General features: G+C 75.4%; 21 protein-coding genes. 12 read left to right on the top strand and 9 right to left on the bottom strand.

Annotated elements, in window-relative coordinates; all coding sequences use genetic code 11:
* Positions 1–22 precede the first annotated feature (22 nt).
* A complete protein-coding gene (locus ACYVHQ_RS12105) occupies positions 23–967 on the top strand; it encodes a VOC family protein (protein WP_460513381.1) in 945 nt (314 codons plus the stop codon).
* A gap of 123 nt (positions 968–1,090) precedes the next feature.
* On the opposite strand, the gene ACYVHQ_RS12100 is transcribed toward ACYVHQ_RS12105, so the two are convergent.
* Positions 1,091–1,582 (bottom strand): glutathione peroxidase, encoded by a 492-nt coding sequence (locus ACYVHQ_RS12100; protein WP_460513379.1) that lies wholly within the window; start codon positions 1,580–1,582, stop codon positions 1,091–1,093.
* Positions 1,583–1,778: 196 nt separating this feature from the next.
* On the bottom strand, positions 1,779–3,530 hold the full coding sequence (locus tag ACYVHQ_RS12095; protein ID WP_460513377.1) for a glycerol-3-phosphate dehydrogenase/oxidase: 1,752 nt from the start codon (positions 3,528–3,530) through the stop codon (positions 1,779–1,781).
* Positions 3,531–3,642: 112 nt separating this feature from the next.
* Here ACYVHQ_RS12095 and ACYVHQ_RS12090 point away from each other — a divergent pair, with 112 nt between their 5' ends.
* The 3 genes from ACYVHQ_RS12090 (at position 3,643) to ACYVHQ_RS12080 (ending at position 7,861) form a co-directional block, all read left to right on the top strand.
* A complete protein-coding gene (locus ACYVHQ_RS12090) occupies positions 3,643–4,611 on the top strand; it encodes a sugar-binding transcriptional regulator (protein WP_460513376.1) in 969 nt (322 codons plus the stop codon).
* Between the two features lie 238 nt (positions 4,612–4,849).
* Positions 4,850–5,812, top strand: a complete 963-nt coding sequence (locus tag ACYVHQ_RS12085) for a hypothetical protein (protein WP_460513374.1) — start codon at positions 4,850–4,852, stop codon at positions 5,810–5,812.
* 114 nt (positions 5,813–5,926) lie between these two features.
* Entirely contained in the window at positions 5,927–7,861 is a 1,935-nt protein-coding gene (locus ACYVHQ_RS12080) for a gamma-glutamyltransferase family protein (RefSeq protein WP_460513372.1), read from the top strand.
* A 162-nt stretch (positions 7,862–8,023) separates the two neighbouring features.
* Here ACYVHQ_RS12080 and ACYVHQ_RS12075 read toward each other — a convergent pair whose 3' ends face one another.
* Complete coding sequence (locus tag ACYVHQ_RS12075; RefSeq protein WP_460513370.1) at positions 8,024–8,887, bottom strand: endo alpha-1,4 polygalactosaminidase; 864 nt, start codon at positions 8,885–8,887, stop codon at positions 8,024–8,026.
* A 208-nt stretch (positions 8,888–9,095) separates the two neighbouring features.
* Here ACYVHQ_RS12075 and ACYVHQ_RS12070 point away from each other — a divergent pair, with 208 nt between their 5' ends.
* A complete protein-coding gene (locus tag ACYVHQ_RS12070) occupies positions 9,096–9,749 on the top strand; it encodes a hypothetical protein (RefSeq protein ID WP_460513368.1) in 654 nt (217 codons plus the stop codon).
* A gap of 48 nt (positions 9,750–9,797) precedes the next feature.
* Here ACYVHQ_RS12070 and ACYVHQ_RS12065 read toward each other — a convergent pair whose 3' ends face one another.
* Together ACYVHQ_RS12065 and ACYVHQ_RS12060 are read right to left on the bottom strand one after the other, a co-directional pair.
* On the bottom strand, positions 9,798–11,159 hold the full coding sequence (locus tag ACYVHQ_RS12065; protein WP_460513366.1) for a PP2C family protein-serine/threonine phosphatase: 1,362 nt from the start codon (positions 11,157–11,159) through the stop codon (positions 9,798–9,800).
* A 76-nt stretch (positions 11,160–11,235) separates the two neighbouring features.
* Positions 11,236–12,231 carry an NAD(P)/FAD-dependent oxidoreductase gene (locus ACYVHQ_RS12060; protein ID WP_460513364.1) on the bottom strand — a complete coding sequence of 332 codons (996 nt, stop codon included), beginning with the start codon at positions 12,229–12,231 and terminating at the stop codon, positions 11,236–11,238.
* A gap of 66 nt (positions 12,232–12,297) precedes the next feature.
* Here ACYVHQ_RS12060 and ACYVHQ_RS12055 point away from each other — a divergent pair, with 66 nt between their 5' ends.
* Together ACYVHQ_RS12055 and ACYVHQ_RS12050 are read left to right on the top strand one after the other, a co-directional pair.
* Positions 12,298–12,954, top strand: a complete 657-nt coding sequence (locus ACYVHQ_RS12055; RefSeq protein ID WP_460513362.1) for a helix-turn-helix domain-containing protein — start codon at positions 12,298–12,300, stop codon at positions 12,952–12,954.
* Positions 12,951–13,313: a biopolymer transporter Tol gene (locus ACYVHQ_RS12050; protein WP_460513360.1), complete on the top strand. Its 363-nt coding sequence runs from the start codon at positions 12,951–12,953 to the stop codon at positions 13,311–13,313. The genes ACYVHQ_RS12055 and ACYVHQ_RS12050 overlap by 4 nt, the downstream gene beginning before the upstream one ends.
* Positions 13,314–13,332: 19 nt before the next feature.
* On the opposite strand, the gene ACYVHQ_RS12045 is transcribed toward ACYVHQ_RS12050, so the two are convergent.
* Entirely contained in the window at positions 13,333–13,680 is a 348-nt protein-coding gene (locus ACYVHQ_RS12045; RefSeq protein WP_460513358.1) for a LysR family transcriptional regulator, read from the bottom strand.
* 214 nt (positions 13,681–13,894) lie between these two features.
* Between ACYVHQ_RS12045 and ald the strand changes: the two genes are divergently transcribed.
* The 5 genes from ald to ACYVHQ_RS12020 all read left to right on the top strand — a co-directional run bounded on the left by ald (position 13,895) and on the right by ACYVHQ_RS12020 (position 19,508).
* Positions 13,895–15,013, top strand: coding sequence for an alanine dehydrogenase (ald, locus tag ACYVHQ_RS12040; RefSeq protein WP_460513356.1), 1,119 nt, complete (start codon positions 13,895–13,897; stop codon positions 15,011–15,013).
* A 271-nt stretch (positions 15,014–15,284) separates the two neighbouring features.
* Entirely contained in the window at positions 15,285–16,616 is a 1,332-nt protein-coding gene (locus ACYVHQ_RS12035; RefSeq protein WP_460513583.1) for an aminotransferase class V-fold PLP-dependent enzyme, read from the top strand.
* On the top strand, positions 16,613–17,065 hold the full coding sequence (gene sufU, locus ACYVHQ_RS12030) for a Fe-S cluster assembly sulfur transfer protein SufU (RefSeq protein WP_460513354.1): 453 nt from the start codon (positions 16,613–16,615) through the stop codon (positions 17,063–17,065). The genes ACYVHQ_RS12035 and sufU overlap by 4 nt, the downstream gene beginning before the upstream one ends.
* A 137-nt stretch (positions 17,066–17,202) precedes the next feature.
* Positions 17,203–18,489: a DUF4232 domain-containing protein gene (locus ACYVHQ_RS12025; RefSeq protein ID WP_460513352.1), complete on the top strand. Its 1,287-nt coding sequence runs from the start codon at positions 17,203–17,205 to the stop codon at positions 18,487–18,489.
* 77 nt (positions 18,490–18,566) lie between these two features.
* Complete coding sequence (locus ACYVHQ_RS12020; RefSeq protein ID WP_460513351.1) at positions 18,567–19,508, top strand: hypothetical protein; 942 nt, start codon at positions 18,567–18,569, stop codon at positions 19,506–19,508.
* A 141-nt stretch (positions 19,509–19,649) separates the two neighbouring features.
* On the opposite strand, the gene ACYVHQ_RS12015 is transcribed toward ACYVHQ_RS12020, so the two are convergent.
* Genes ACYVHQ_RS12015 through ACYVHQ_RS12005 form a run of 3 tightly spaced genes read right to left on the bottom strand, consistent with a single transcriptional unit; the run spans position 19,650 to position 23,659 of the window.
* The gene (locus tag ACYVHQ_RS12015) at positions 19,650–20,447 is read right to left on the bottom strand and encodes a ferritin family protein (protein WP_460513349.1); all 798 of its coding nucleotides are present in this window, start codon (positions 20,445–20,447) and stop codon (positions 19,650–19,652) included.
* 21 nt (positions 20,448–20,468) lie between these two features.
* Positions 20,469–22,829, bottom strand: coding sequence for an SDR family oxidoreductase (locus ACYVHQ_RS12010; protein WP_460513347.1), 2,361 nt, complete (start codon positions 22,827–22,829; stop codon positions 20,469–20,471).
* A complete protein-coding gene (locus ACYVHQ_RS12005; RefSeq protein ID WP_460513345.1) occupies positions 22,826–23,659 on the bottom strand; it encodes a hypothetical protein in 834 nt (277 codons plus the stop codon). Before ACYVHQ_RS12005 ends, ACYVHQ_RS12010 begins: the two co-directional genes overlap by 4 nt.
* Positions 23,660–23,728: the final 69 nt, after the last annotated feature.

Raw genomic sequence — 23,728 nt, 5'->3', positions numbered from 1 at the left:
ACCGACTTGTGGAGGACCACTCATGACCGACGCGCCCCGTCCGCCCCGCCCCGACGACCTGCTCGCCCCCGGGACGAGCATGGGCGCGGTGACCCTGCGCGTCGCCGACCTCGACGCCATGACGGCGTTCTACCGGGACGCCGTGACCCTCACCGTGCTCGAGGCGACGCCGCACGACGGGACCGCCCGCGCCTCCGGTGCCCCGGGCCTCGACGGCGCCGTCGGCGGGGCCCGCGCCGTCCTGGGGCGAGGGGCGACGCCCGTCGTCGTGCTCGAGCACGCCCCCGAGCTGCGGCACGCGGCACCGCGCGCGGCCGGGCTGTTCCACACGGCGATCCTGTTCGAGTCCGAGGCGGACCTCGCCACCGCCGTCTGGAGCGTCGCCTCCCGCCACCCCGGCAGCTTCACGGGCAGCGCCGACCACCTCGTCTCGAAGGCCTTCTACTTCACCGACCCCGAGGGCAACGGCATCGAGCTCTACTGGGACCGCGACCGCACCCTGTGGTCGTGGACCCACGGGCAGATCGACATGGCGACCCTCGCGCTCGACCCGAACCGGTTCTTGCAGGAGCACCTCGACGAACGGGCCGTCGCCGCCGCTGCGAGCCGCCCCGCCGGGGTCGGCCACGTGCACCTGAGCGTCGGCGACGTCGACGGCGCCCACCGCTTCTACGTCGAGCAGCTGGGCTTCGAGGCCACCACCCGCTTCGGGGCGCAGGCCCTCTTCGTGAGCGCCGGCGGCTACCACCACCACATGGCCATGAACACGTGGAACAGTGCCGGAGCGGGCCGCCGACAGCTCGCCCTCGGCCTCGGCCTCGTGCGCATCGAGGTGCCCGCCGCCGACGACCTCGGCGCCCTCGGCGAGCGCCTCGCGCACCACGGTGTCGCCACGCGCGACGACGGCCGCGTGCTCGCGTTCGACGACCCGTGGCTCAACCGCATCGAGGTCACGACCAGCGCCTGACCCGGCGCAGGAGGCGCACCTGGCCCGCAGGAGGCTGGTCCGGCCCCAGGAGGCGCACCCGGCCCGCAGGAGGCTGGTCCGGCCCCAGGAGGCGCACCCGGCCCGCAGGAGGCCCGCCCCGGCTCAGCGCGGGAGCTCGGCCTCGATCAGCGCCACGATCGCCGGGTCGTCGGGCGGCGTGGTCGGACGGAACCGGTGCACCGCGCCCGAGGGCGTGACCACGAACTTCTCGAAGTTCCAGCGCACCTTGCCCGCCTTGCCCTCGGCGTCGGGCGCCTTCTTGAGCTCGGTGTAGAGCGCGTGCTCCCGGCCGCCGTTGACGCGGGTCTTCTCCATCATCGGGAACGAGACGCCCCAGGTCGTCGAGCAGTACTCGTCGATCGCCTCGGCGGAGCCGAGCTCCTGCAAGAACTGGTTGCTCGGGAACCCCAGCACCGTGAAGCCGCGGTCGCCGTAGGTCTTCTGCAGCTGCTCGAGCTGCTCGTACTGCGGGGCGAGGCCGCAGCGCGACGCCACGTTCACCACGAGCACGACGCCGTCGGACCACTCGCCGAAGGTCGTGCCGCGGCCCTGCAGCGTCGTGAGGGCGATGTCGTCGAGCGTGGGGTTCGTCATGCCGTGACGCTACGACCGACGGCTGACAGTCGCCCGCTCGCCATCCGGGCGGCTCCGTCGTCCACGGGCCACCGCGAACGCCCGCCGACGACGGACCGGACCGCCCTCGCGCCCGCCCCGCCCCGTGCCTCCTGCCCCGGGCGCGACGGAGGCCCGCCACCCTGACGGGTGACGGGCCTCCTGTGCTGCGGGGCGATCAGCTCGCGGCGACGGCCTCGCCGGCGGCGGGGACGTGCTGGGAGCCGACCTCGACGCCGTGCGACGTGCGCAGGATCTCGAGGGTGTGCTCGATCTCGTCGTCGCGCTGCTCGTCCGACCAGCCGAGGGTCGCCGCGAGGACGTCCGCGATCTCGGTGAGGACCTCGATCGTCACGCCGCCGACGAACGCGAGGTTCGTGCGGCGGAGCACCACGTCGGCCAGGTGGACGGCGTCCTCGTGGGTCGCGAAGTACGCGATCTCGGCCGTGCTCAGCTGCGGGTCGCTCGCGAGGGGCTGGGACGACTGCTCGGTGAGCACGTCGATGACGCTCGCGGCGCGGGTGCCGTAGCGGGTCAGCAGGCGGTCGACCTGGTCGCGGTCGAGCTCGTCGGCGTGGCGGGCCACCCAGGTCGTGCGCGCCGCGTCGGTCTTCGGGAAGTCCTTGCCGCCACCGATGGGCATGCCCGTCGTGTCGACCGAGCGCTCCACGCCGAGGCGCGTCGTGGCCTCGGTCGAGAGGTGCGCCGACAGGGCGCGGAAGGTGGTCCACTTGCCGCCGACCAGGCTCAGCACCTTCGTGCGGGCCAGGCCGGGGATCTCGGTCTCGACGATGCGGTAGTCGCGTGACACGAAGCCGGGCGCCGTGTCCTCGTGGCGGGGCAGCGGGCGGATGCCCGAGTACCGGTACACGATGTGGTCGCGGTTCAGCTCGATCTGCGGGTACACGTGGCGGACGAGGTCGAAGAAGTAGTCGACCTCCTCCTCGGTGCAGACGGCGGGCTGCGTCGGGTCGGCGTCGATGTCGGTCGTGCCGATGAGCACGCGGCCCTTGAGCGGGTAGATCAGCACGATGCGGCCGTCGTTGTTCTCGAAGAAGATCTCGCGGCCGTTCGTGGCCTCGAGCAGCTCGGGCGCGTCGACGACGATGTGCGAGCCCTTGGTGCCGCCCATGAAGGTGGTCTCGCCGCCCATGGCCTGGTTCGTGAGGTCGGTCCAGGGGCCCGACGCGTTGACGACGACGTCGGCCGTCACCGTGAACTCGCGGCCCGTCTCGACGTCGCGCAGCAGCACGCCGCCGTCGCTCACCCCCACGGCCTCGACGTAGTTCGCGCTGCGGGCGTTGTCGCCCGCCGCGAGGCCGTCCTTGAGCACGTCGAGCGCGAGGCGCTCGGGCTCGTGGACCGAGGCGTCGTAGTAGGTGCCGGTGTACTTGACGCCCTTGTTGAGCGCGGGCATGTCCTTGAGGGCCGCCTTGCCGACGCGGAACGTGTGGCGCGGCACCGAGCCGCCGTCGCGCGAGAACGAGTCGTACAGCGTCATGCCGACCTTGATGAGGAGCGCGCCGCGCTCCTTGGTGGAGCGCTGCTTGTGAGTCAGCATGCGCAGCGGGGCGTTCAGGATGCCCGAGAAGGTGGAGAAGATCGGCATCGTCGTCTGCAGCGGCTTGACGTAGTGGGGTGCGATCTTGAGCAGGCCGTTGCGCTCCTCGACGCTCTCGCGGACGAGGCGGAACTCGCCGTTCTCGAGGTAGCGGATGCCGCCGTGGATCATGTGCGACGAGGCCGCGGACGCACCCGAGCCGTAGTCGGCGCGCTCGACGAGGACGACGTCGACGCCCTGCAGCGCGAGGTCGCGGAACGTCGCGATGCCGTTGATGCCGCCGCCGACGACGAGGACCTGGGCGGTGGGGCGGTCGTGGATGCGGGCCACGTTGGGTCGCATCTGTTCGGTCTTCTTCGACGGGGTCACGAGGAGCTTCTTTCGACGGGTCCGGGAACGAGGGTGTCTCCCTGTACGCACCATCGTGCTCCCTCTGCACCATGTCATCAACACAGGTGCACAGATGTGCAAGCATGGCAGGATGACCGACGCCGTCAGCCACGCCACGCACGATCGCACGCAGGACGCCCTCCGCGCGGCGCACCTCTACTACATGCAGGACCTCACGATGGAGGCGATCGCCCGGGAGCTGCGCACGAGCCGCTCGTCGATCTCGCGCCTCCTGAGCTTCGCCCGCGACACCGGGCTCGTCGACATCCAGATCAAGTCGCCGCTCGACCAGGCGACGGTGCTCGGCGAGCAGCTGCACCGCCGCTACGGCGTCGTCGCGCACGTCGTCCCCGTGCCCGACCAGACCAGCGACGTCGACCGGCTCGACCGCGTGGCCCTGTCGGCTGCACGGACGCTCACCCAGTACGTCGACTCCAACATGGTCGTCGGCGTGGCCTGGGGCTCGACCGTCAGCGCCGTGAGCCGCTACCTCGTGCCCAAGCCCACGAACAACACGCAGGTGGTGCAGCTCAACGGCGCCGGCAACGTGCGCACCACCGGCATCATGTACGCGAGCGAGATCCTGCGCCGCTTCGGCCAGGCCTACGGCGCCACCGTGCAGCAGTTCCCCGTGCCCGCCTTCTTCGACGACCCCGCCACCAAGCGCGCCCTCTGGCGCGAGCGCAGCACGCGGCGCGTGCTCGAGCTGCAGGAGCGCATGGACATGGTCCTCTTCGGCGTGGGGTCGCCCTCGGCCGTCGTGCCCAGCCACGTCTACTCGGGCGGGTACCTGGAGCGCAGCGACCAGCAGGAGCTCGACCGCGACGGCGTCGTCGGCGACGTCTCCACCGTGTTCTTCCGCGAGGACGGCTCGTCGGAGGACATCCAGATCAACGCCCGCGCCTCCGGCCCCGACCTCGCCACCATCCGCCGCTCGCCCCGGCGGGTCTGCGTCGTCGCAGGAGCCACGAAGGTCCGGAGCGTGCGGGGCGCCCTGGCCGCGGGGCTGGTCACCGACATCGTGCTCGACGAGGGCGTCGCGCGGGCCCTGCTCGCGTAGCGCTGCTGCTGCTGCACCGCCGCTGCCCGCCCCCCGCTCCCCGCTCCCCGCCGCCGCTCCCCGCCGCCGCTCGAACCACATTCCTGCTCTCGAACCGGGCATCTGTCTGGTTCGACGTCAGATCGCTGGTTCGCGTTCTCGTGGCACTCGTCCTCCACACCCCCGAAAAGGCGCAGCGTCGTGCACAGGAGGGGCGGAGAGCGCGCAGGCGTCCACGGTGGGGCAGCAGCGTGGGGGCATGGACGACCGAGGACTCGCACTGCCACCCCTGACGCGCGTCGCCGAGCACGGCGACCAGAGCCCGGAGGCGCGGGTCGTCAGGCGGCGGGCAGCGGCCGGCGAGCTCGTGCGCTGCGCACCGGGCACGTTCGTCGAGGCCTCTGCGTGGGCGCGCCTCGACGGTCGGGAGCGTCACGTGGTCCGCGCGCTGGCCCGGGTGCCCCGGCTCCGCGGAGGAGTCGTCGTCAGCCACGACACGGCGGCGGCTCTCCACCACATCCCGAGGTCGGGGCCCTGGCCCGACCGCGTGCACGTCCTCGACCCGCGGCGCTCCACGGCGCAGACCACGGCGCTCGTGGTGCGGCACGCCGCCGCAGTCCCTGACGGCGACGTGCACTCGGTGCTCGGCCTCTCCTGCACCTCGCCCCTCCGCAGCCTCGTCGACTGCCTGTGCCGCCAACCGCTCGTGGACGCCGTCACGGGCCTCGACAGTTCCCTCCGTCGAGGCCTCGTGCTCTCGTCGGACGTGGCCGCAGCGCTCGCCGACCGATCGGCCCGCGGGGCCCCCGGAGCCGTCCGGGCGCTGCGAGCCCTGGAGTTCGCTCGCGCTGAGGCGGAGTCCCCCGGCGAGTCGTTCACCCGCGTGCAGTTGCACAGGGTCGGCGCGCCACCCCCCGTGCTGCAGCAGGTGTTCCCCCTCGACGGGCGGGACGCGCGCGTCGACTTCTGGTTCCCCGACCAGGGCGTCGTGCTGGAGTTCGACGGCCGCGTCAAGTACGGCGATCCGGAGATGCTCGCCGGTCGCACGCCCGCCGACGTCGTCATCGCGGAACGTGCCCGCGAGCGAGCGATCCTCCGCTCCCACAGGGACCGGGTGCGCCTCGTCGAGCGCCTCGTCTGGGCCGAGGTGGCCTCGCTCCCGGTCCTGCGGCGCATCCTGCTCCAAGCGGGCATCCCCGTGGGGCCGCCCCGTGCCCTCTGAACCACTGTCCTGCTCGGGAACCGTGCGACTGACTGGTTCCGTGCCAGGGAAGTGGTTCGCCGGCGGTGCGGCCGCGGCGGGGGGCGACCGGGGGACGGGGCCTAGCGTGGGGGCGTGACGTACACCGCGCCTCCTGCCACCACGACCCGCCCCGACCTGCGGGGGACCTTCGGCATGACGGCCTCGACGCACTGGCTGGCGACGGCCAGCGCCCAGTCGGTCCTCGAGCGCGGCGGCAACGCCTTCGACGCGGCCGTCGCGGGCGCGTTCGTGCTGCACGTGGTCGAGCCGCACCTCAACGGTCCCGGCGGCGACCTCACGGCGGTCTACGCCACGGCGGAGGCTCCCGACCGGCCGACCGTGCTCGTGGGGCAGGGCCCGGCCCCGGCGGCCGCGACGCCCGAGCACCTCGCCGCCGAGGGCCTCGACCTCGTGCCGGGCTCGGGGGCGCTCGCGGCGGCGGTGCCCGGAGCGGTCGACGCGTGGCTGCACCTGCTGGCCGAGCACGGCTCGTGGGAGCTGGCCGACGTGCTCGCGTACGCCGTCGGCTACGCCCGCGACGGTCACCCGCTCACGGGCCGCGTCGCCCAGACGATCGCGTCGGTCGCCGACCTCTTCACGGAGCACTGGCCGACCTCCGCCGATCGCTGGCTGCCGGGCGGCGTGCCCCCCGCGGCGGGCGACGTCGTGACGAACGAGGCGTACGCGGCGGTGCTCGACGCGCTCGTGGCGGCAGGAGGTGCGGGGTCGTCCCGCGAGGACCGCATCGAGGCGGCCCGGCGCGAGTGGGCCACGGGCGTCGTCGCGCAGGCCGTCGACCGCTTCGTCCGCACCCCGCACCGCCACGCGTCCGGGACCGACCACGCGGGCGTCATCAGGGCCGACGACCTGGCGGCGTTCCGGGCGACGACCGAGCCGGCGACGACCGCGACGTTCCGCGGGCACGTCGTCGCCAAGACGGGCGCGTGGGGGCAGGGTCCGGCCCTGCTGCAGGTGCTGCGCCTGCTCGAGCCGCTGCCCGACGAGCTGCTCGACCCGTCCACGGCGGACGGCGTCCACACGATCGTCGAGGCCGTGAAGCTCGCGCTGGCCGACCGCGAGGCCTGGTACGGCGACGGCGAGGTGCCGCTCGACGACCTCCTCTCGGACGAGTACACCGACGAGCGTCGCCGACTGCTGCTCGCGACGACGACCGCGTCGCACGAGCTGCGGCCGGGAGCGCCGGGCGGCCGCGCCCCGGGGCCGATGCCTCCGGTGCGCGAGTCGTACGCGCCTCCTGCGGGGACGGCCGCGTCGGCGGGCGTGGGCGAGCCCACCGTGCCGGGGGCCCGCGAGGGGGCAGGAGGCGCCGTGGCGCCCCGCGAGGACGGCCGAGCCACCGACCCGCGCGACGACCCCGACGCCCCCGACGCCCGCGACGACCCCGACGCCCCGGCTGCGCCCGACCACGACGGCTCCACGCGGGGCGACACCTGTCACCTCGACGTCGTCGACCGGTGGGGCAACGTGGTGAGCGCGACCCCGTCGGGCGGGTGGCTGCAGTCGTCGCCGACGATCCCCGAGCTGGGCTTCTGCCTGGGCACCCGCCTGCAGATGACGTGGCTCGAGCCGGGGACGGCCTCGACGCTCGCGCCCGGGCGCCGGCCCCGCACCACCCTGACGCCCACGCTCGTGCTGCGCGACGGGAGCCCCGTGGCCGCCCTCGGTTCTCCCGGCGGCGACCAGCAGGACCAGTGGCAGCTGCTGTGGCTGCTCCGGACGATCGTCGGCGGCTGGACCTCGCAGCAGGCCATCGACGCGCCCGCGTTCCACACGACGTCGTTCCCGGGGTCGTTCTGGCCGCGCACCTGGGAGCCGGGCGTGGTCGTCGTCGAGGACCGTCTCGGCGACGTCGTCGTCGCGGACCTCGAGGCCCGTGGCCACGTCGTGCGCCGGGCGGGCGACTGGTCGCTCGGGCGCCTGTCGAGCGTCGAGCGCGACCCCGCGACGGGCGTGCTCTCGGCGGCGGCGAACCCTCGGGGGGCCCAGGCCTACGCCGCGGGGCGCTGAGCGCAGGAGGCGCGGGAGCGGCCCCGGCGGTCGGGCACGGCCGGGCGGCCGTGCCCGGCCCGCCGTGCCCGGCCCGCCGTGCCCGGCCCGCCGTGCCCGGCCCGCCGTGCCCGGCCCGCCGCGCCCGGACCCCGCGCCCGGACCCCGCGGCCGCGCGTCGCCTCAGCAGCGCTCGGCGACGTGCCCCTCGACCCCGGGCGGCAGCACGTCGCGGTCGCGCAGCTGCACGGACACGCGGTCGCCCCGCGCGGCGCACGCCTCGACGAAGGGGTCCTCGGCGTACTCGACCTCGATCACGGCGTCGCCGTAGGCGTCGGTGTAGACGTCGCACTCGTCGTAGGCCTGGCACTCCTCGGTGACGGCGAAGTCGAAGCCGATCTCGGTGGCGCCCCGCTGGGCGAGCTCGGCGGCGTTCTTCTGGCCGATGGCGAGCCCGGCGGCGTGGGCGCGCTCGACGAGCAGTTGCGCGTAGGCGACGCCGTCGGCCTCGGTGAGCAGGCCGCGCGAGCGGGTCCACGAGTCGAGGTTGTCGGGCTCGACGGCGCGGTACCCGTCGGCGGCGCAGCCGTCGAACCAGGCGCCGACGACCTCGGCGACCCGCTCTCGGCGGTCGTCGGTCGAGAGGTCGAGCAGCTGCTCGTCGGGCCAGTCGGGGTCGAGCACGGGCGCGCCGGCGTCGTCGACGAGCAGGAGGTCGTCGTCGAAGGCGGCCTCGCCGGGCTGCGTCTGGAACGCGTTGACGTAGCAGATGCCGTAGCGGCCCTCGGGCGCGGGGTCGGTGCGGTCGCGGGTGACGATCTCGACCTCGGGGTCGGGCTCGGAGGCGCCGCCCAGCTGGTAGTCGAAGGCGGCCCCGGCAGGAGGCCCGACCACGCCCGCCTCGGGCGTCGCCCCCGCCCCGGCCCGCTCCGTCGAGCCGGCGACGTCGGCGCCCCCGTCGCCGGGGGCCGAGCACGAGGTCGTGGCGGCGAGGAGGACGGCGGCGAGGGCCACGGTCGGGAGGCGTCGGAGGAGGGGGGAGGGCACGGGTCGAGCGTACGGTGCGGTGCCGACGTCGCCGACGTCCCGGGAGCCGCCGCCGTCGCCCCCGCGGCCCGCCGGGCCGGACCCGGGCCGGACCCGTGCCGGTGCGACCCGGGAGCGGCACCCACCTCGTGACGGTACGGTCGGAGGTCAGGCCCGCGCGCCCGCCCCCGGGCGCGGCGGCGCACGGACCGGGGATCGGAGGCACCGCATGTTCGGCAGGTCGCGACGCGTCGAGCCGGCTCCCGAGCCGGGCCCCGTCGACCCCGAGGCCCTCGAGCGGGCCACGAGCGAGGGCCTGCTCATCGCGCGGGCCGCAGCCGTGGTGGCCCTGGCGAACAGGATCATCGTAGAGGCGCTGCACGAGGGGCGCCCGTTCGAGCACGACCGCACCGCCCAGGAGGCCCGCACCACCCTGCGGGCACTGGCCGACGAGCAGCTGGACCAACGGGAGCGCATCGCCGCTGCGAGGGCGAAGGCCCTGCGCGCCAAGGGGCGTTCCCGGCACCAGCACGACTACCGGCCGAGGGACGACGCCGCCCTGTGGTTCCGCGAGCAGGCCTACGTGGCGGTCGCCGAGCGGCTGCGGCTCCTCGCGGACGACGACGACCACGTCGACGGGCTGGTGGCCGACGCCGTGGACCGGGCCTGGGGCGACGTGGGCAGCGCCGTCGTGCTGCGGGCGCGCACCCACGCCGTCGCCGACGCGCGCTACGAGGAGGGGCGCGAGGAGCGCGTCCGGCTGCTCCTCGACGACGACCTCGCGGCGCTGCGCCACGCGCACGTGGAGCGCGAGCGCTCCGAGGGGCGTGGGCGCGCCGAGCGACGCGGGCGCCCCGAGGCCCGGGGGCCCGGCGAGCGCTGAGGCGACCGTCCGGTCCTCGACCTCGGCTGCCCGCGGCTCCCGGCCGGCTCAGACCGCCGTCGTGGCTCCGGCTCCGGCTCCCGCCCCGGCCTGCACGTCGGGTCCCTCGACGAACGCGGGGACGGGCTCCCGGCGGAGGGCGATGACGGTGACGTCGTCGTCGTGCTCCTGCGCCCTGGCGAGGGTCGCGAGCGCGTCGACGACGGCGCCGGGGCGCATGTCCTCGCGGGCGAGGGCGGCGATGCGGTCGAAGGTGTCGAGGCCCCCGCCGAAGAGGTCGAGGACGCCGTCGCTGAAGGTGACGACCAGGTCGCCCTCCCCGAGGGGCGTGGTCCGCGTCTCCCAGGCGTCCCCGATGCCGAGCCCGACGGGCACGTCGTTCGTGACGAGCCGCTCGGTCGTGCCGTCCTCGCGCACGAGGAGCGTCAGGCCGTGCCCGGCGTCGGCCCAGTGCAGCACGTCGCCGCGCAGGCGGGCGTGGAAGAGCGTGGTGAAGACGACGGACCCGGCGCCCTCCACGAGGTCGGTGGAGAGCCCCTCGGAGGCCCGCAGGATCGCGGCGCCGGGGTCGGGGTCGCGGCGCGAGCTGCGGACGACCGCCCGGACGGCCGCGGCGATGAGCCCCGCCCCGACGCCCTTGCCCATGACGTCGCCGAGGGTCATCGCGATCCCGTCGTCGGTGCGGTACCAGTCGAAGAAGTCGCCGCCCACGGCGGTCGACGGCAGGCAGGTGCCCGCCATCGACCAGCCGGGGGTGCGGAAGAGCGTGCCGGGCAGGAGGGAGCGCTGCACGTCGGCGGCGCGTTCGATCTCGGTGCGCACGAGCTCCTCCCGTTCGTGCGCGCGCCGCAGCTGGGCGGCGTACTGCCGGCTCAGCTCGTTCACCACCAGGGCGAGGGTCGTGTACACGAGGAGCACGACCAGCAGCCGGGCGAGCTCGGTCGCCTGGTCGCCCGCGCTGATGCCGGCGACGAACGGGGTGAGGATCACCAGGGCGGAGCCGAGCGCGGCGTAGAGGACGAAGCGACGGGCCTCCTGCGCCGCGAGCCACACGAGGGGCAGCACGATGAGCGCCGTGAAGATCGAGGCGGAGGAGCCCGTGGCCCAGCGCAGGATCCCGAGCGCGACGAAGTCGACCACGGGCACGAGGTTCGCCCACGGCGCGAGCGAGGGCCGCGCGGTGACGACGCCCGCCCCGAGCGTGGCGACGGCGGTGAGGGCGAGGGTGACGAACAGTCCGCGCTCGCTCGTGACCTCCAGCTGCGGCACGAGGTACGAGAGGGCCACGGCGAGCAGTACGAGCAAGGCCGACGGGGCCTGCTTGACGAGGGGCGTGACGCCGTAGCGCTGCAAGGACGCGTCCAGGGCGGACGCGTCGGTCGGACGTGGCCTGCCCTGGTCGCTGATCATCACGTTGAACGATAGGTGTCGTTTGCGTCGGCTGCCTACCCCCTGCTCGGGGTCTGCCGTTCCGATCGCGACCCTGTCAGCCCGCCCGGCGACCGGCGCCGCGGGCACGCCGCAGCTCGACCGCCCGCTGCGTCTCCTCCGCGAGCAGCGCCCCGACGACCGCGGCTCCCGCCCGCAGTCCGGAGGCGGCGGCCGGCAGCACCTGCGCCATCGGGTCCGCGAGGTTGCCCGCGACCCAGACGCCCGGTGCCGCGAGCCCGGTGGCGTCGGCCTCGACGACCGTCGCGATGCCCGACGGGTGCGGTACGGCCGTGAGCCCGAGCCCGGCGAGCGGCCCGTCGGCGGCGCGGAGGGTGCTGCTCGTGGCGAGGGCGTCGACGGGCCGCACCGCGCCTCCTGCGAGCGCGACGCCGGTGAGCGCGTCGTCCTCGACGCGGAGCCCGGTCACCCGCCCCGTGACGACCTCGACGTCGCGGGCCGCGAGGCGCTCCCACTCGTCGTCGGTGGGCTCGGGGGCCTCGTGCAGGAAGAGCGTCACGCGGTCCGTCCACCCGCGGAACAGCAGCGCCTGGTGCACCGCGAACGCGTTGGTGCCCAGCACGCCGACGCGGCGGTCGCGGAGCTCCCAGCCGTGGCAGAAGGGGCAGTGCACGACGTCGCGGCCCCACCGCTCCGCCAGTCCCGGCACGTCGGCCAGCTCGTCGACGAGCCCGGTGGCGACGACGAGCGCGCGCGCCTCGACCCGCTCGCCGTCGTCGAGGAGGACCGTGAAGCCCGTGCCGCCCTCGCAGTCGCCGGTGCGGTGCACGGAGGTGGCGCGCGCCGTCCGCACCACGCCGCCGTGCGCGGCGACCTCGGCGCGACCGAGGCGGGTCAGCTCGAGCGGCGGCGTGCCCTCGCGGCCGAGGTAGCCGTGCACGCCGGCGGCCGGGGCGTTGCGGGGCTCGCCCGCGTCGACCACGAGGACGCGCCGGGTGGCGCGGGCGAGGGTGAGCGCGGCCGAGAGGCCGGCGGCGCCGCCGCCGAGCACGACGGCGTCCCAGCGGACGGGGGAGGAGGAGTCATCGGTCATGCCCCCACGGTGCAGCCCGCCGTGCGCTCCTGGCAAGTATCCTTGCTGATGTGGCAAGCTGCCGGCATGACCTCCGACCAGCGGGCCCCCGACCGACCGGCCACGAGGGCAGGAGGCGCGCCCGGCCCCGACGGGACCTCGGACGTCCTCGCCGGGGTGGGCCCGCGCCTCCGGCAGCTGCGCACCCGCCGCGGCACGACCCTCGCCGAGCTGTCGGCCGAGACCGGCGTCTCGGTGAGCACCCTCTCGCGGCTGGAGTCCGGCCAGCGCCGCCCGGCGCTCGAGCTGCTGCTGCCCCTGGCCCGCGCGTACGGGGTGCCGCTCGACGACCTCGTGGGGGCACCGCCGACCGGTGACCCGCGCATCCACCTCAAGCCCGTGACGGCCCACGGCCAGACGATCGTGCCGCTCTCGCGCGGCGGCGGGGGAGTGCAGGCCTTCAAGCACGTGCTCCCGCCGCCGCGCGGACCGGTGCGCCCGGAGCCCCGCACGCACGAGGGGTACGAGTGGCTCTACGTGCTGCGCGGACGGCTGCGGTTGGTGCTCGGCGACCGCGAGCACGTGCTCACGGCGGGCGAGGTGGTCGAGTTCGACACGCGCACCCCGCACTGGTTCGGCAGCGCGGGCGAGGTCGTGGAGTTCCTCAGCCTCTTCGGGCGGCAGGGCGAGCGGATGCACGTGCACGGCGGCACCGGCGCGGTCGCTGTGGAGGAGGGCTCGTGAGCGGGGACGACCGCCGCCCCCTGGCCACCCCCGACGGCCGTTACCTCGTCGTGCGCGGCCGCCTCTGGCGCCGCACCGACCCCGCGCTCCCCGAGGAGCGCCGCGACGAGCTCGTGCACGAGCTCATGGACGCCCGTCGCGCCAAGAAGGCCGCCTTCGCGGCGGGCGACCACGACGCGGTCGAGGCGGCCAGGAGCCGCGTGGACGCCGCGAAGACCGCCCTCGGCGAGCGCGGTCCGGTCTGGTGGAGCGACGACGCCCCCGACGAGACGCGCCGCCTGGCCCGCACGACGCGCTACGCCGAGTGGTTCGCGGAGGCCACGGCCGAGGCCGACGGCGGGGACCCGCCCGCCGGCTGAGCGGTCGGGCCGGGCCGGGCTAGCGGCCCTGGCGCTTCTTGAACGGCTTGGGCTGGCCCTTGACCGCGGGGGCGCGGCCGACCCCCTTCGAGGCCTTGGCCTTGCCGCCGGCCGGGGGCCGCGGCGGCTCGGGCGGGGTGGAGGGCTTCGCGAGCTCCTCCACGGCGTCGGCGAGGGCGGCCTGGCCGACCTTGGTGAGCCGCGGGGGCGTGGCGGTCCGGTCGAAGAGGGGAGCGCCCCAGTGCGCCTCGACGGCCGCGAGCGACGAGGCGAGCTTCTGGCGCGAGATGCCCAGGCGGTCGGCGGTCCGCGGGAAGTGCAGGTCGTCGGCCGCCGCGACGAAGTGGCGCAGGTGGCTCGTCTTCACGCGCGCCAGGCTACCGTGCGGCCCGGCGCCGGTCACGGCCGCCGACAGCGCGGTGCCCCGCCCGGGGGCGCAGGAGGCCGGGGCGCGGCGGGCGGGAGGGGCGCGGCGGGCCGGACCGGGGCCTCCTGCGCTCGGGCCTTGCCACGGCGGTCCGAGGGGGAGCAGGGTGGGACCGCCCCGACACCGCTGTCGGGTCCCCTTCGAAGGAGCGAGCGTGCGCGTCGGCGTCCCCACCGAGATCAAGAACAACGAGGCCCGCGTGGCCCTGACCCCGGCGGGCGCGGACGCCCTCGTGCGCCGCGGCCACGACGTGCTCGTGCAGGGCGGCGCGGGCCTCGGCTCGGGCATCGCCGACGACGACTACCGTGCCGCGGGGGCGACGCTCGTCGCCGAGGCCGACGAGGTGTGGCAGCGCGCCGACCTGCTGCTCAAGGTGAAGGAGCCGGTGGGGCCCGAGCACGACCGCCTCCGCCGGGACCAGGTGCTCTTCACCTACCTGCACCTCGCCGCCGACCGGCCGCTCACCGAGGCGCTGCTCGCCTCCGGCACCACGGCCGTCGCCTACGAGTCGGTGCAGCTGCCCGACCGGACCCTGCCCCTGCTGTCGCCCATGAGCGAGGTCGCCGGTCGCCTCTCGGTCGTGGTCGGGTCGTACCACCTGCTGCGCGCCTCCGGGGGGCGCGGCACCCTGCTCGGCGGGGTCGCGGGGACGCCCAAGGCGAAGGTCGTCGTCATCGGCGGCGGCGTCGCGGGCGAGCACGCCGCGACCGCCGCGCTCGGCCTGGGGGCGGACGTGACCGTCGTCGACCTGTCGCTGCCCCGGCTGCGCCAGTTGGAGGTGAGCTCAGGAGGCCGGCTGCAGACCCGGCACTCGTCGCCCTGGGAGATCGCGCAGCAGGTCCGCGACGCCGACCTCGTCGTCGGCTCGGTGCTCGTGCCGGGCGCCGCCGCGCCCAAGCTCGTCACCGACGAGATGGTGGCCGGCATGCGGCGGGGCGCCGTGCTCGTCGACATCGCGATCGACCAGGGCGGCTGCTTCGAGGGGTCGCGGCCGACCACCCACGACGACCCCGTCTTCGCCGTGCACGACGCGCTCTACTACTGCGTCGCGAACATGCCCGGCGCCGTGCCCGAGACGTCGACCCGCGCCCTCACGGCCGCGACGCTGCCGTACGTGCTCGCCCTCGCCGACCAGGGCTGGGAGCGGGCGGCGGCCGCCGACCCGGCGCTCGCCGCCGGGCTCGCCGTGCGCGACGGCGGGCTGCACTCGCCCGGCGTCGCCGCCGCGCACGGGCTGCCGCTGGCCGGCGGGGCGGGCGCGGGCGTCCGCTGACCGCCCCGCCGCCCGCACTGCCGCAGGGTGTCCCTGATCGGCGGGTGCCCCGGGCTCGGACCGACCGGACGTGGGGACCCTCCCGGCACGGGCGTGCTCCTCGGACGCCGCGGGGAACACCGGCCCGTAGCCTGGCGTTGCACCCTGCAGCACCCGCCCGCGAGAGGACACCGTGACGAGCACGACCGACGCCCCCGCCGAGTCCGGCGCCCCGGACGGCACCCCCACCGCGACCACCGCGACCCCCGCGTCGCCCGCAGGAGGCGCGACCCTGTCCGCCGCGGACGTCGTGCGCCTGCGCGCCGACTTCCCGATCCTCGACCAGGAGGTCTCGGGCGAGCCCCTGGCGTACCTCGACTGGGCGGCGACGGCCCAGCGTCCCCGGCAGGTGCTGGACGCCGAGCGGAGGTTCCTCGAGGAGTCGAACGCCGCCGTGCACCGTGGCGCCCACACCCTGGCCGCGCTGGCGACCGAGGCCTACGAGGACGCCCGCGAGACCGTCGCCCGCTTCGTGCACGCCCCGGCGGACGAGATCGTCTGGACGGCGAACGCCACCGACGCGCTCAACCTGGTGGCGCACGGCTTCGTGGCCGCCACGCTGGGTCGGGGCGGCGAGGCGGCCGCGCCGTTCCGCCTCCTGCCCGGTGACGAGATCGTCGTGACCGAGGCGGAGCACCACGCCGACCTGGTGCCGTGGCAGGAGCTGGCCGCCCTCACCGGCGCGGTGCTGCGCTGGGTGCCCGTCGACGACGACGGCTGCTGGACCGCCGACGACGCGGCCGCCGTGATCGGGGAGCGGACGCGCGTCGTGGCGTTCGCGCACGTGTCGAACGTGACCGGGATGATCGCCCCCGTCGACGAGGTCGTCGCGCTGGCCCACGCGGTGGGCGCGCTCGTGGTGCTCGACGCCTGCCAGTCGGCCCCGCACCGTCCGCTCGACCTGCCGGCGACGGGCGTCGACCTCGCGGCGTTCTCGGGCCACAAGATGCTCGGCCCGACGGGCATCGGCGTGCTCTGGGGTCGTCGGGAGCTGCTCGACGCGATGCCGCCGTTCCGCACGGGCGGCTCGATGATCAGCACCGTCACGATGGAGGGCAGCGACTACCTGCCCGCCCCGCAGCGCTTCGAGGCCGGCACGCAGCCGGTGTCGCAGGCGGTCGCGCTCGCCGAGGCGGTCCGCTACCTCGAGGCGGTCGGCATGGACCGGGTCCGGGCGCACGAGGAGGCGCTCGCCGAGCGCCTGGTGCGCGGGCTCGACGCGATCGACGGGGTCCGCGTGGTCGGGCCTCCTGCCGGGGTGCCCCGCTCGGGGCTCGCGGCGTTCGTCGTCGAGGGCGTGCACGCGCACGACGTCGGCCAGTACCTCGACGCGCTCGGCGTCGCGGCGCGGGTGGGGCACCACTGCGCGCAGCCGCTGCACCGTCGGCTGGGCGTGACCGCGACCACCCGGGCGAGCACGTACCTCACGACGACCGACGACGAGGTGGACCGGCTGCTCGCGGGCGTGGCGGGCGTGCGGGACTACTTCGGCGTCGTCGACGCGACGGCAGGAGGCGCGGACGGCCCCGCCGCCGGCCTCGCCCTGGACGGGTCGGTCGCGTGAGCGCGCTCGACGGCCTGTACCAGCAGGTGATCCTCGACCACGCGAGGGCGAAGCACGGTGAGGGCCCGCTGCCGGACGCCGACGCGGAGCACTTCGAGCGCAACCCCACCTGCGGCGACGAGATCACGGTGCGCCTGGCGCTGGAGCCCGGCACCGACCGGGTGCGCGACCTGCGCTGGGAGGGCAGCGGCTGCAGCATCTCGATGGGCGCCGCGTCGGTCCTCGGCGAGCTCGCGGTCGGTCGCACCCTGCCCGAGCTGCAGGAGCTCGTCGATGCCTACCGGACGATGCTGCGCTCGCGCGGCGCCTCCGCCGTCGAGCCCGACGAGGAGCTGCTCGGCGACGCCGTCGCGTTCCAGGGCGTCTCGAAGTTCGTGATGCGCGTCAAGTGCGGCATGCTCGCCTGGGTCGCGACCGAGGCCTGCGCGAAGGAGCTCGCGGCCGCCTGAGCGGGGACGCCGCCGGGCGTCCGCCGAGGCCCGGTGCCGGTCGCGCGCTGCCGCCTGCCGGGTGCCGGTCGCGCGGTGCCGGTGCTCGCGGGTCACGGTGCCCGTGCGAGGATCGTCGGCGACCGGAGGGGCGGCTGATGGACGCAGGCGACACGACGGGTGACGGACGCGGCGACGACGCACGCGCCGGCGCGGGCGCGGGCGCGGGCACGGGCGACGCGGCGAGCGTGCGCGCGGGCTCGGCCGCGACGGCCGCGGGCACGCCACGGCCGGCCCTGGTCGCGGTCGCCGCCGCGCTGCTGTGGCTCGTGAGCGGTGCCGTCGCGGTCGCCGTCACGTGGACCAGTGCGCTGCCGGGCAGCGCCGGTGCCGTGCTGCCCGCGACGCTGCCCTTCTGGCCCGGCGTGCGCCCCTGGGCCTGGGGCGTCGCGACGACCCTGCTCGCGGCGGGCGTGGTCGCCCTCGTCGTGCGGCTCGTGGTCCCACTGGCCGACCGGACCGCCGACCGGACCCTGCGGTTCGCGGTCGCCTGGTTCGCCATCGTCCTCGCAGGAGGCGCGGCCGGCCTCGCCCTCGACCTCGCGACGATCGTCGGGGCGCTCCCGGCACCGCGCCTCCGGATGCTGCTCGACGGCCTCGGCACCGACGCGACCGTCGGCGCCTGGTGGGGCGTGGTGCAGGGCTGGCTGCCAGCACTGCTCGTCGCGCGCCGAGCCCCGGCCGGCACCCGCCAGGAGCCCGCCACGCAGCGAGCCGACGCGCGACGGCGCGCCCGACCGCGCCGGCGCCTCGTCCTCGCGACGGCCGCCGTCCTGGCCGTGACCGCCGTCGTCGGCACGGGCGCCCTGGGCGAGCGGGCGGCGCGGGTCGCGTCCGCGCAGGAGGCCGCGCTCGCCGAGGGCGCCGACCCCGCTCTCGGTGCCCTGCCCGACCCCTACGCCGAGGGCACGCCCGTGCCCACCCTCGACCCCGATCGCGACCCCGACCGGGACCCCTCCTGGTGCACGAGGGACCAGGCGGTGCTGCTGCTCGGCGAGCCAGGGGCCGCGACGGGCCACCGCAGCCTGACGCTGCGCCTGACGAACCACACCGACGCCCCCTGCGTCGTCGAGGGCTACCCCGACGTCGCGTTCGCGGACCAGAACGGGAACGAGCTCGCGGTGACCGTCGAGCAGGGCGGCTCGTTCCTCGCGGAGGACCCCGGGTACGCGCAGTTCGAGCTGCCGGCCGGGGAGTCCGCCGTCACGGTCCTCGGCTGGGACGCCGGGGCGACCGCCGGGGCACTGGCCGCCCGAGCGCTGTACGCCGCACCGTTCGCGACCGACGAGCGCGGTTCGTGGCCGGTCGAGCTCGACGTCGTCGAGGGATCGGTCGTGCACGTGACCGCCTGGGCCCTCGAGTCGGGCGGCCCCGCCAAGCCGTAGGCGGGCCGCGTGCGCGGTCTCGGTGACGCGCCGTCGGCGGCCCGGTCCGCACCTCCTGCCGCTCGTAGGGTGACGGCATGGACACGCCCTGGATCGTCGCGCTCGCCCTCGGTCTCGTCGTCGTCGCCCTCGTGGTGGTGCTCGTCGTCCGGCACCGCGAGGCGCGCACCGAGCTCGCCGCTCGCACCGCGCAGCACGAGGCCGACGCCCGGGCGGTGCGTGCCGAGCACGAGTCCGCGGCCGAACGGGCCGCCCGCGAGGCCACCGCCCGGCTCGCCGCCGTGGAGGCCGAGCGCGAGGCGGCCCGCGAGCAGGAGCGCGCGGTGCGCCGGTACGCCTCGCGCGACATCGGCTGGGACCTCGCCTCGCGCGAGGCGATCTCGCAGATCTGTCGCGACCTCCGCGTCGACGGCGTCCTCGCCACGAACCTCATGTTCTTCGCCCGCGACGCGTCGTCGGACCAGCCGTTCGTCACCCAGCTGGACCACGTCCTCCTGCTCGATGACCTCGCCATGGTGATCGAGAACAAGGGGTGGGCGGGCGTCGTCTGCGACGGCCTGCAGCCGCGCGACGTGCACCCCGTGCTCGCCGCCCTCTACCCGGCCGAGATCACCGAGCGCTCCTTCGCGGTGCGCTTCGGCGTCGACGACGACGGTCGCCCGGAGGTGTTCTCCAAGACCGGCTCCGCGTCGCCCGCGTCGCAGGTGCGCGGCCAGGCGGCCCGCCTGCGGACCCTCGTCGAACGCGTCACGCCGCGCCAGGACTGGTTCGACACGTGCGTCTTCTACTCGAACGGGTCCGCCGTCGTGCACCGTCGGCCGGTCGACGTGACCGAACGCGGAGCGCGCACGCACGTGGTCGCCGGCGTCGACGAGCTGCGGGCGACGATCGAGGGCGTCCGCCGCGGGCGACGCACCGAGCGCAGCGTGCCCGTGCGGGCGATCGCGAGCGTGCTCGCCGAGAACGGCGCCTCGCTGCGCGGCTTCGGCGCCTACGAGGACCTCACCACCCCCGCCTGACCCGCGGGCCCGCCGACCCCGCCGGCCCGCCGGCCCCGCGCCTGCCCCCGCCCGACGAACGATGTGACCCGTCGTGCGGCTTCCAGGGGCAGGAGGCCGCAGGACGGGTCACATCGATGGACGCGCGAGCGAGGGCACGCGTCAGGCGGCGGCGACCCCGAGCCCGTCGAGGGCCTTCTGGAAGATCTGCAGCCCCTGCATGCCGGGCAGCTTGGCGATGTTCTGGTCGAGCTGCTTGGTGGCCTTGCGGCCGTCCTCGCCGCGCATGAGGTGGTCGAAGACGAACTTCACGTCGTCGCGGTCCATGATGCTCGAGCCGACCGGGGCCCAGACCTTCGAGAGGAGGAACCTCGTCAGGGCCTGCGCCTTCTTGCTGGCCTGCAGCCGCTCGCGCGCCTGCGACACGTAGAACGCGACGTGGCGGGTCTCCTGCTTGGCGATGCGGAGCAGGAGCTCGGCGAGGACCGGGTCCTTCTCGAGGGCGGCCATGCGCTTGTAGGCCGTGACGGCCGAGTACTCGTTGGCGGCGCCCCAGGACATGTGCACGGCGACGAAGTCGGTCCCGACGACCTTGCCGAGCAGGCCCTGCTTGACCGGGTCGAGCTTGTCGCGCCAGCCCAGCTTGAGCCGGTTCGCGCGCAGCTGGTCGTAGTCGACCGTGATGCCGTGCACCTCGAGGATCGCGGCGAGCGCCTCGCCGTGCCAGAACTCCTCGCGGTTCCACATGGTCATGAACGTGGTCATCTCGCTCTCCTTGTGGGAGGGCGTGGTGAGCAGGTCGCGGGTGTAGCAGACCGTGTGGTACTCGACGTCGGCCATGTACCGCAGGGTGCGGAGCGACGTGTCGCTGAGGGGGTGCTCACGGAAGTGGTCGAGGTCGAGGTCGTCCCAGGTGAGGCGTTCCGACGTGGCGGCGTACTTGTCGATGTCGAAGGCCATGTGCGTTCGGGGGGCCGGCCGTCAGGCGCGGTCTCCCTCTCCTTTCCCTGGGTCCGCCGGGCGGGGGCCGGGCGCGACGGTGCTTCTGTCGTGGGGGCCGCGACTCCAGTCGCGGATCCTCCACCTTCTTCGGAGCGCCTCCCGGGCCAGATTGGCGTCGGGGTTGACGGCGGCGGGCGTGCCGAGCAGCTCCAGCCAGACGAGGTCGGCGTAGGAGTCACCGTACCCGTACGACGCCGAGAGATCGTAACCCCCGTCGTGGGCGTAATGGCGCAGCCAGGCGGCCCGCGCCTCGTCGACGAGCGGCGGCTGGTCGAGGTAGCCGGTGAGGACGCCGTCGCGCTGGTGCATGCTGCTCGCGACGACCTCGTCGAAGAGGTGCGCGATGGGCCCGGCGAGCGTGCCGATCGAGCCGGTGACGAGCACGGTGCGGTGCCCGGCGGCGCGGTGCTCGGCGAGGCGCTCGAGGGCCGCGGGCAGCGTCTGGCGGCGCAGCATGTCGGCGTAGGCGGGCTTGCGCACGAGGTCGGTGAGGCGCGTCACGGGCATGCCCTCGTAGCGTCGCAGGAACGCGCGGATGAACTCGCCCCGGTCGCGCCCCTCGGCCGCGAGGTACGCGGGCAGCGACGTCAGGAGGCTCGCGACCTCGCCCGGCCACGCCGCCCTGCGCAGGCCTCCCGACCGCACCCACAGGTACTGCTGCACGATGTTCGAGTCGACGACGGTGCCCTCGAGGTCGAAGACCGCGAGCACGTCGGAGCGCTCCGCGAGCGGCTTCTCGGCCGCCGGGGCCGAGGCCTGCGAGCGCACGGAGAACGCGCGCGTCATGGTCGTGATGGCGGGGAAGTGCACGGTCTGGAAGTAGGCCTCCCAGTCGATGTCGGCCACGTCGAAGCCGATGTCGGCGGGGGACCCCTCGGGCAGGCCCGCGTGCAGGGCACGGGTGCGGCGGTCGTCGAAGATGATCTCGGACTGCACGTAGTGGCGGTAGAGGTCGGTGAGGCTCTGCAGCGACTCGAGGTCGCCGCGGCGGGCCTGCACCGCGGCGAGGGCCGTGCGCGTGCGCTGGTTGGACGGCAGGCGGGTGAGGACGGTCTCGCGCAGGTCGTTGGCGCGCTGCTGCAGGCGGACGGCCCGCTCGACCTTGCGCACGCCCGGGAACCGCCAGTGCGACGGCGCGATGGTCGCGTCGGCCCCGTCGGGGAGCGGGTTCGCGGTGAAGAACGCCTGCAGGTTCTCGAACATCCGCAGGATCGTGAACGGGTTGCCGTTGCCCGAGCTGGCGTGGAACCACTGCGGCTCGCCCGCCTCGGCCGGGTTCGCGGCGACGGCGAGGACGACGTTGACGACGTAGTCGACGGGGACCACGTCGAGCACGCTGTCGGGCACGCCCGGGAACTCGGGGAGCAGGCCGCGGGCGTACGCCATGATCAGCGGGTCGGCGACCTTGAAGCCGTCGATCCAGCCGGGGAACGGGTGGCGCAGCGCGCTCTCGACGATGGCCGGTCGCACGAACGACAGCCGGTGGCCGCGGTCGGCCCAGAGCTCCTCCGCGGCGCGCTCGGCGAAGGCCTTGGTGAGCGTGTAGACGTCGGTCCAGCCGAGCGTCTCGGCGCGGGTGCGGCCGTAGTCGACGAGACGGGCGGCGACCCAGGCGCGGCGGGCCTCCTCGGCGGCCGCGGCGACGGCCTGCGGGCCGGTCTTGCCCACCCGGGCACGGCCTCCTGCCAGGAACTCGCGCAGCTGCTCGGGCTGGCGCGAGGCCGCCTCGACGCGCACGCGGGCGTCGGTGGCGGCCGCGTGCTCGGCGCGCCAGTCGGCGTCGTGCTCGAGCCGGGCCTCGGGGAAGACCCCCTTGCGGATGCCGCCGACGTAGGCGGTCGAGACGTGCACGACGTGGGGCGAGCCGCCCGCCGCGGCGAGGGCCTCGTAGAGCCCGACCGCACCGCCGACGTTCGTGTCGAAGGCCTGGTCGATGGGCGGGTCGAACGACACGGTCGAGGCGCTGTGCAGCACGAGGTCGAGGTCGCCGGGCAGGGCCGGCACGTCGCCGAGGGAGCCCTCGACGACGCGCAGCCGCTCGGTGACGGTGCGCTCGACCTCGTCGGGGCCGACGCGCTCGCGCCAGGCCGCGAAGACGGGCTTGCGCAGCAGGTGGCGCAGGCGCTGCTCGGCGGGCGTGGACGCCTTCGGGCGGATGAGCAGCGTCACGGTCGTGCGGGGGTGGGTCGACAGGAGGCGCTCGAGGATCGCCTGGCCGACGAAGCCGGTGCCGCCGGTGAGGAGCACGTGGGCGTCGCCGAGGTCGGTGGCGGTGCTCCCGGGCACGGCGGGGGCCGGGTGCAGCGGCGGCGTGGCGGGGGAGGGGACGGCGTCGCTCATGCGGAGAGCCTCCTGGTCGTGGCACGGCCGACGGAGTCGTCCATGCCGGGCAGGGCGGCGACGCGCTCGCCGATCGCGGTCGCCCGCTCCCGGCCCTCGGCGTCGCCCCAGACGGTGGCGTCGAAGAAGGCGCGCTCGGCGTCGGCGCGGTCGACGGCGCCGATGGGCCAGACGGCCCCGGCGAGGTGGTCGCGGGTCTGCTGGACGGCCTTGGCCGACTCGCGGAGGCGCCGCAGCGTCTCGTCGGCGAAGAAGTCCTCGTGGCGCTGCTTGATCGACAGGAGCAGCTCGACCTGCGCGTGCAGCGCGGGGTGGCCGGCACGGTCGTCGAGGCGCTCGTAGGCGGTGCGCATCACCCACTCGTCGACGAGGCCGGAGGTGGTGTGCACGGCCACGATGGGCACGCCCAGACCCATGGCGCGGATCGCGCGCCGGATCGGTCCGCGTCGCTCGGCCCGTTCGTCCAGCGACCTGCGCGGTGCGCCCTCCGGCTCGTCCCGGAGGCGCGGCTCGCCGTGGGCCTGCAGGATCGCGTCGAGCGCGTCGGCGATCCAGAACTTCTCGTAGGCCCAGGTGACGAGGAACGCGGTGACGCGGGCGTCCTTGTGCGTCGCCGTGACGAGCAGGTTGCGCAGGTGCTCCATCGTGGCGGCCTCGAGGTGGCCGAGGTGGCGCACGAGGCGGAGGTCCGCGGCCGCCAGTGGCCGTGCGGCGTACGCGTCGAGGTCGAGCTGCGGGCGGAGGTTCCCCTGCGCCGACAGCGTGAAGGCCTTGATGTCGAACCCGTGGCCGTCGTGGTCGGCCGGGTCGGCGTGCTCTCCGAGCGTCATGCTGCTGTTCCTCCGGGGGCGTGCGAGCGAGGGGGAGTGCGCTCGAGGCTGCTGTGGCCTGCTCCTCGC

It is taken from the genome of Frigoribacterium salinisoli, from assembly GCF_054781095.1.
The sequence above is the reverse complement of the archived record's forward strand: the minus strand, read 5'-3'. Positions and strand labels throughout refer to the sequence as shown.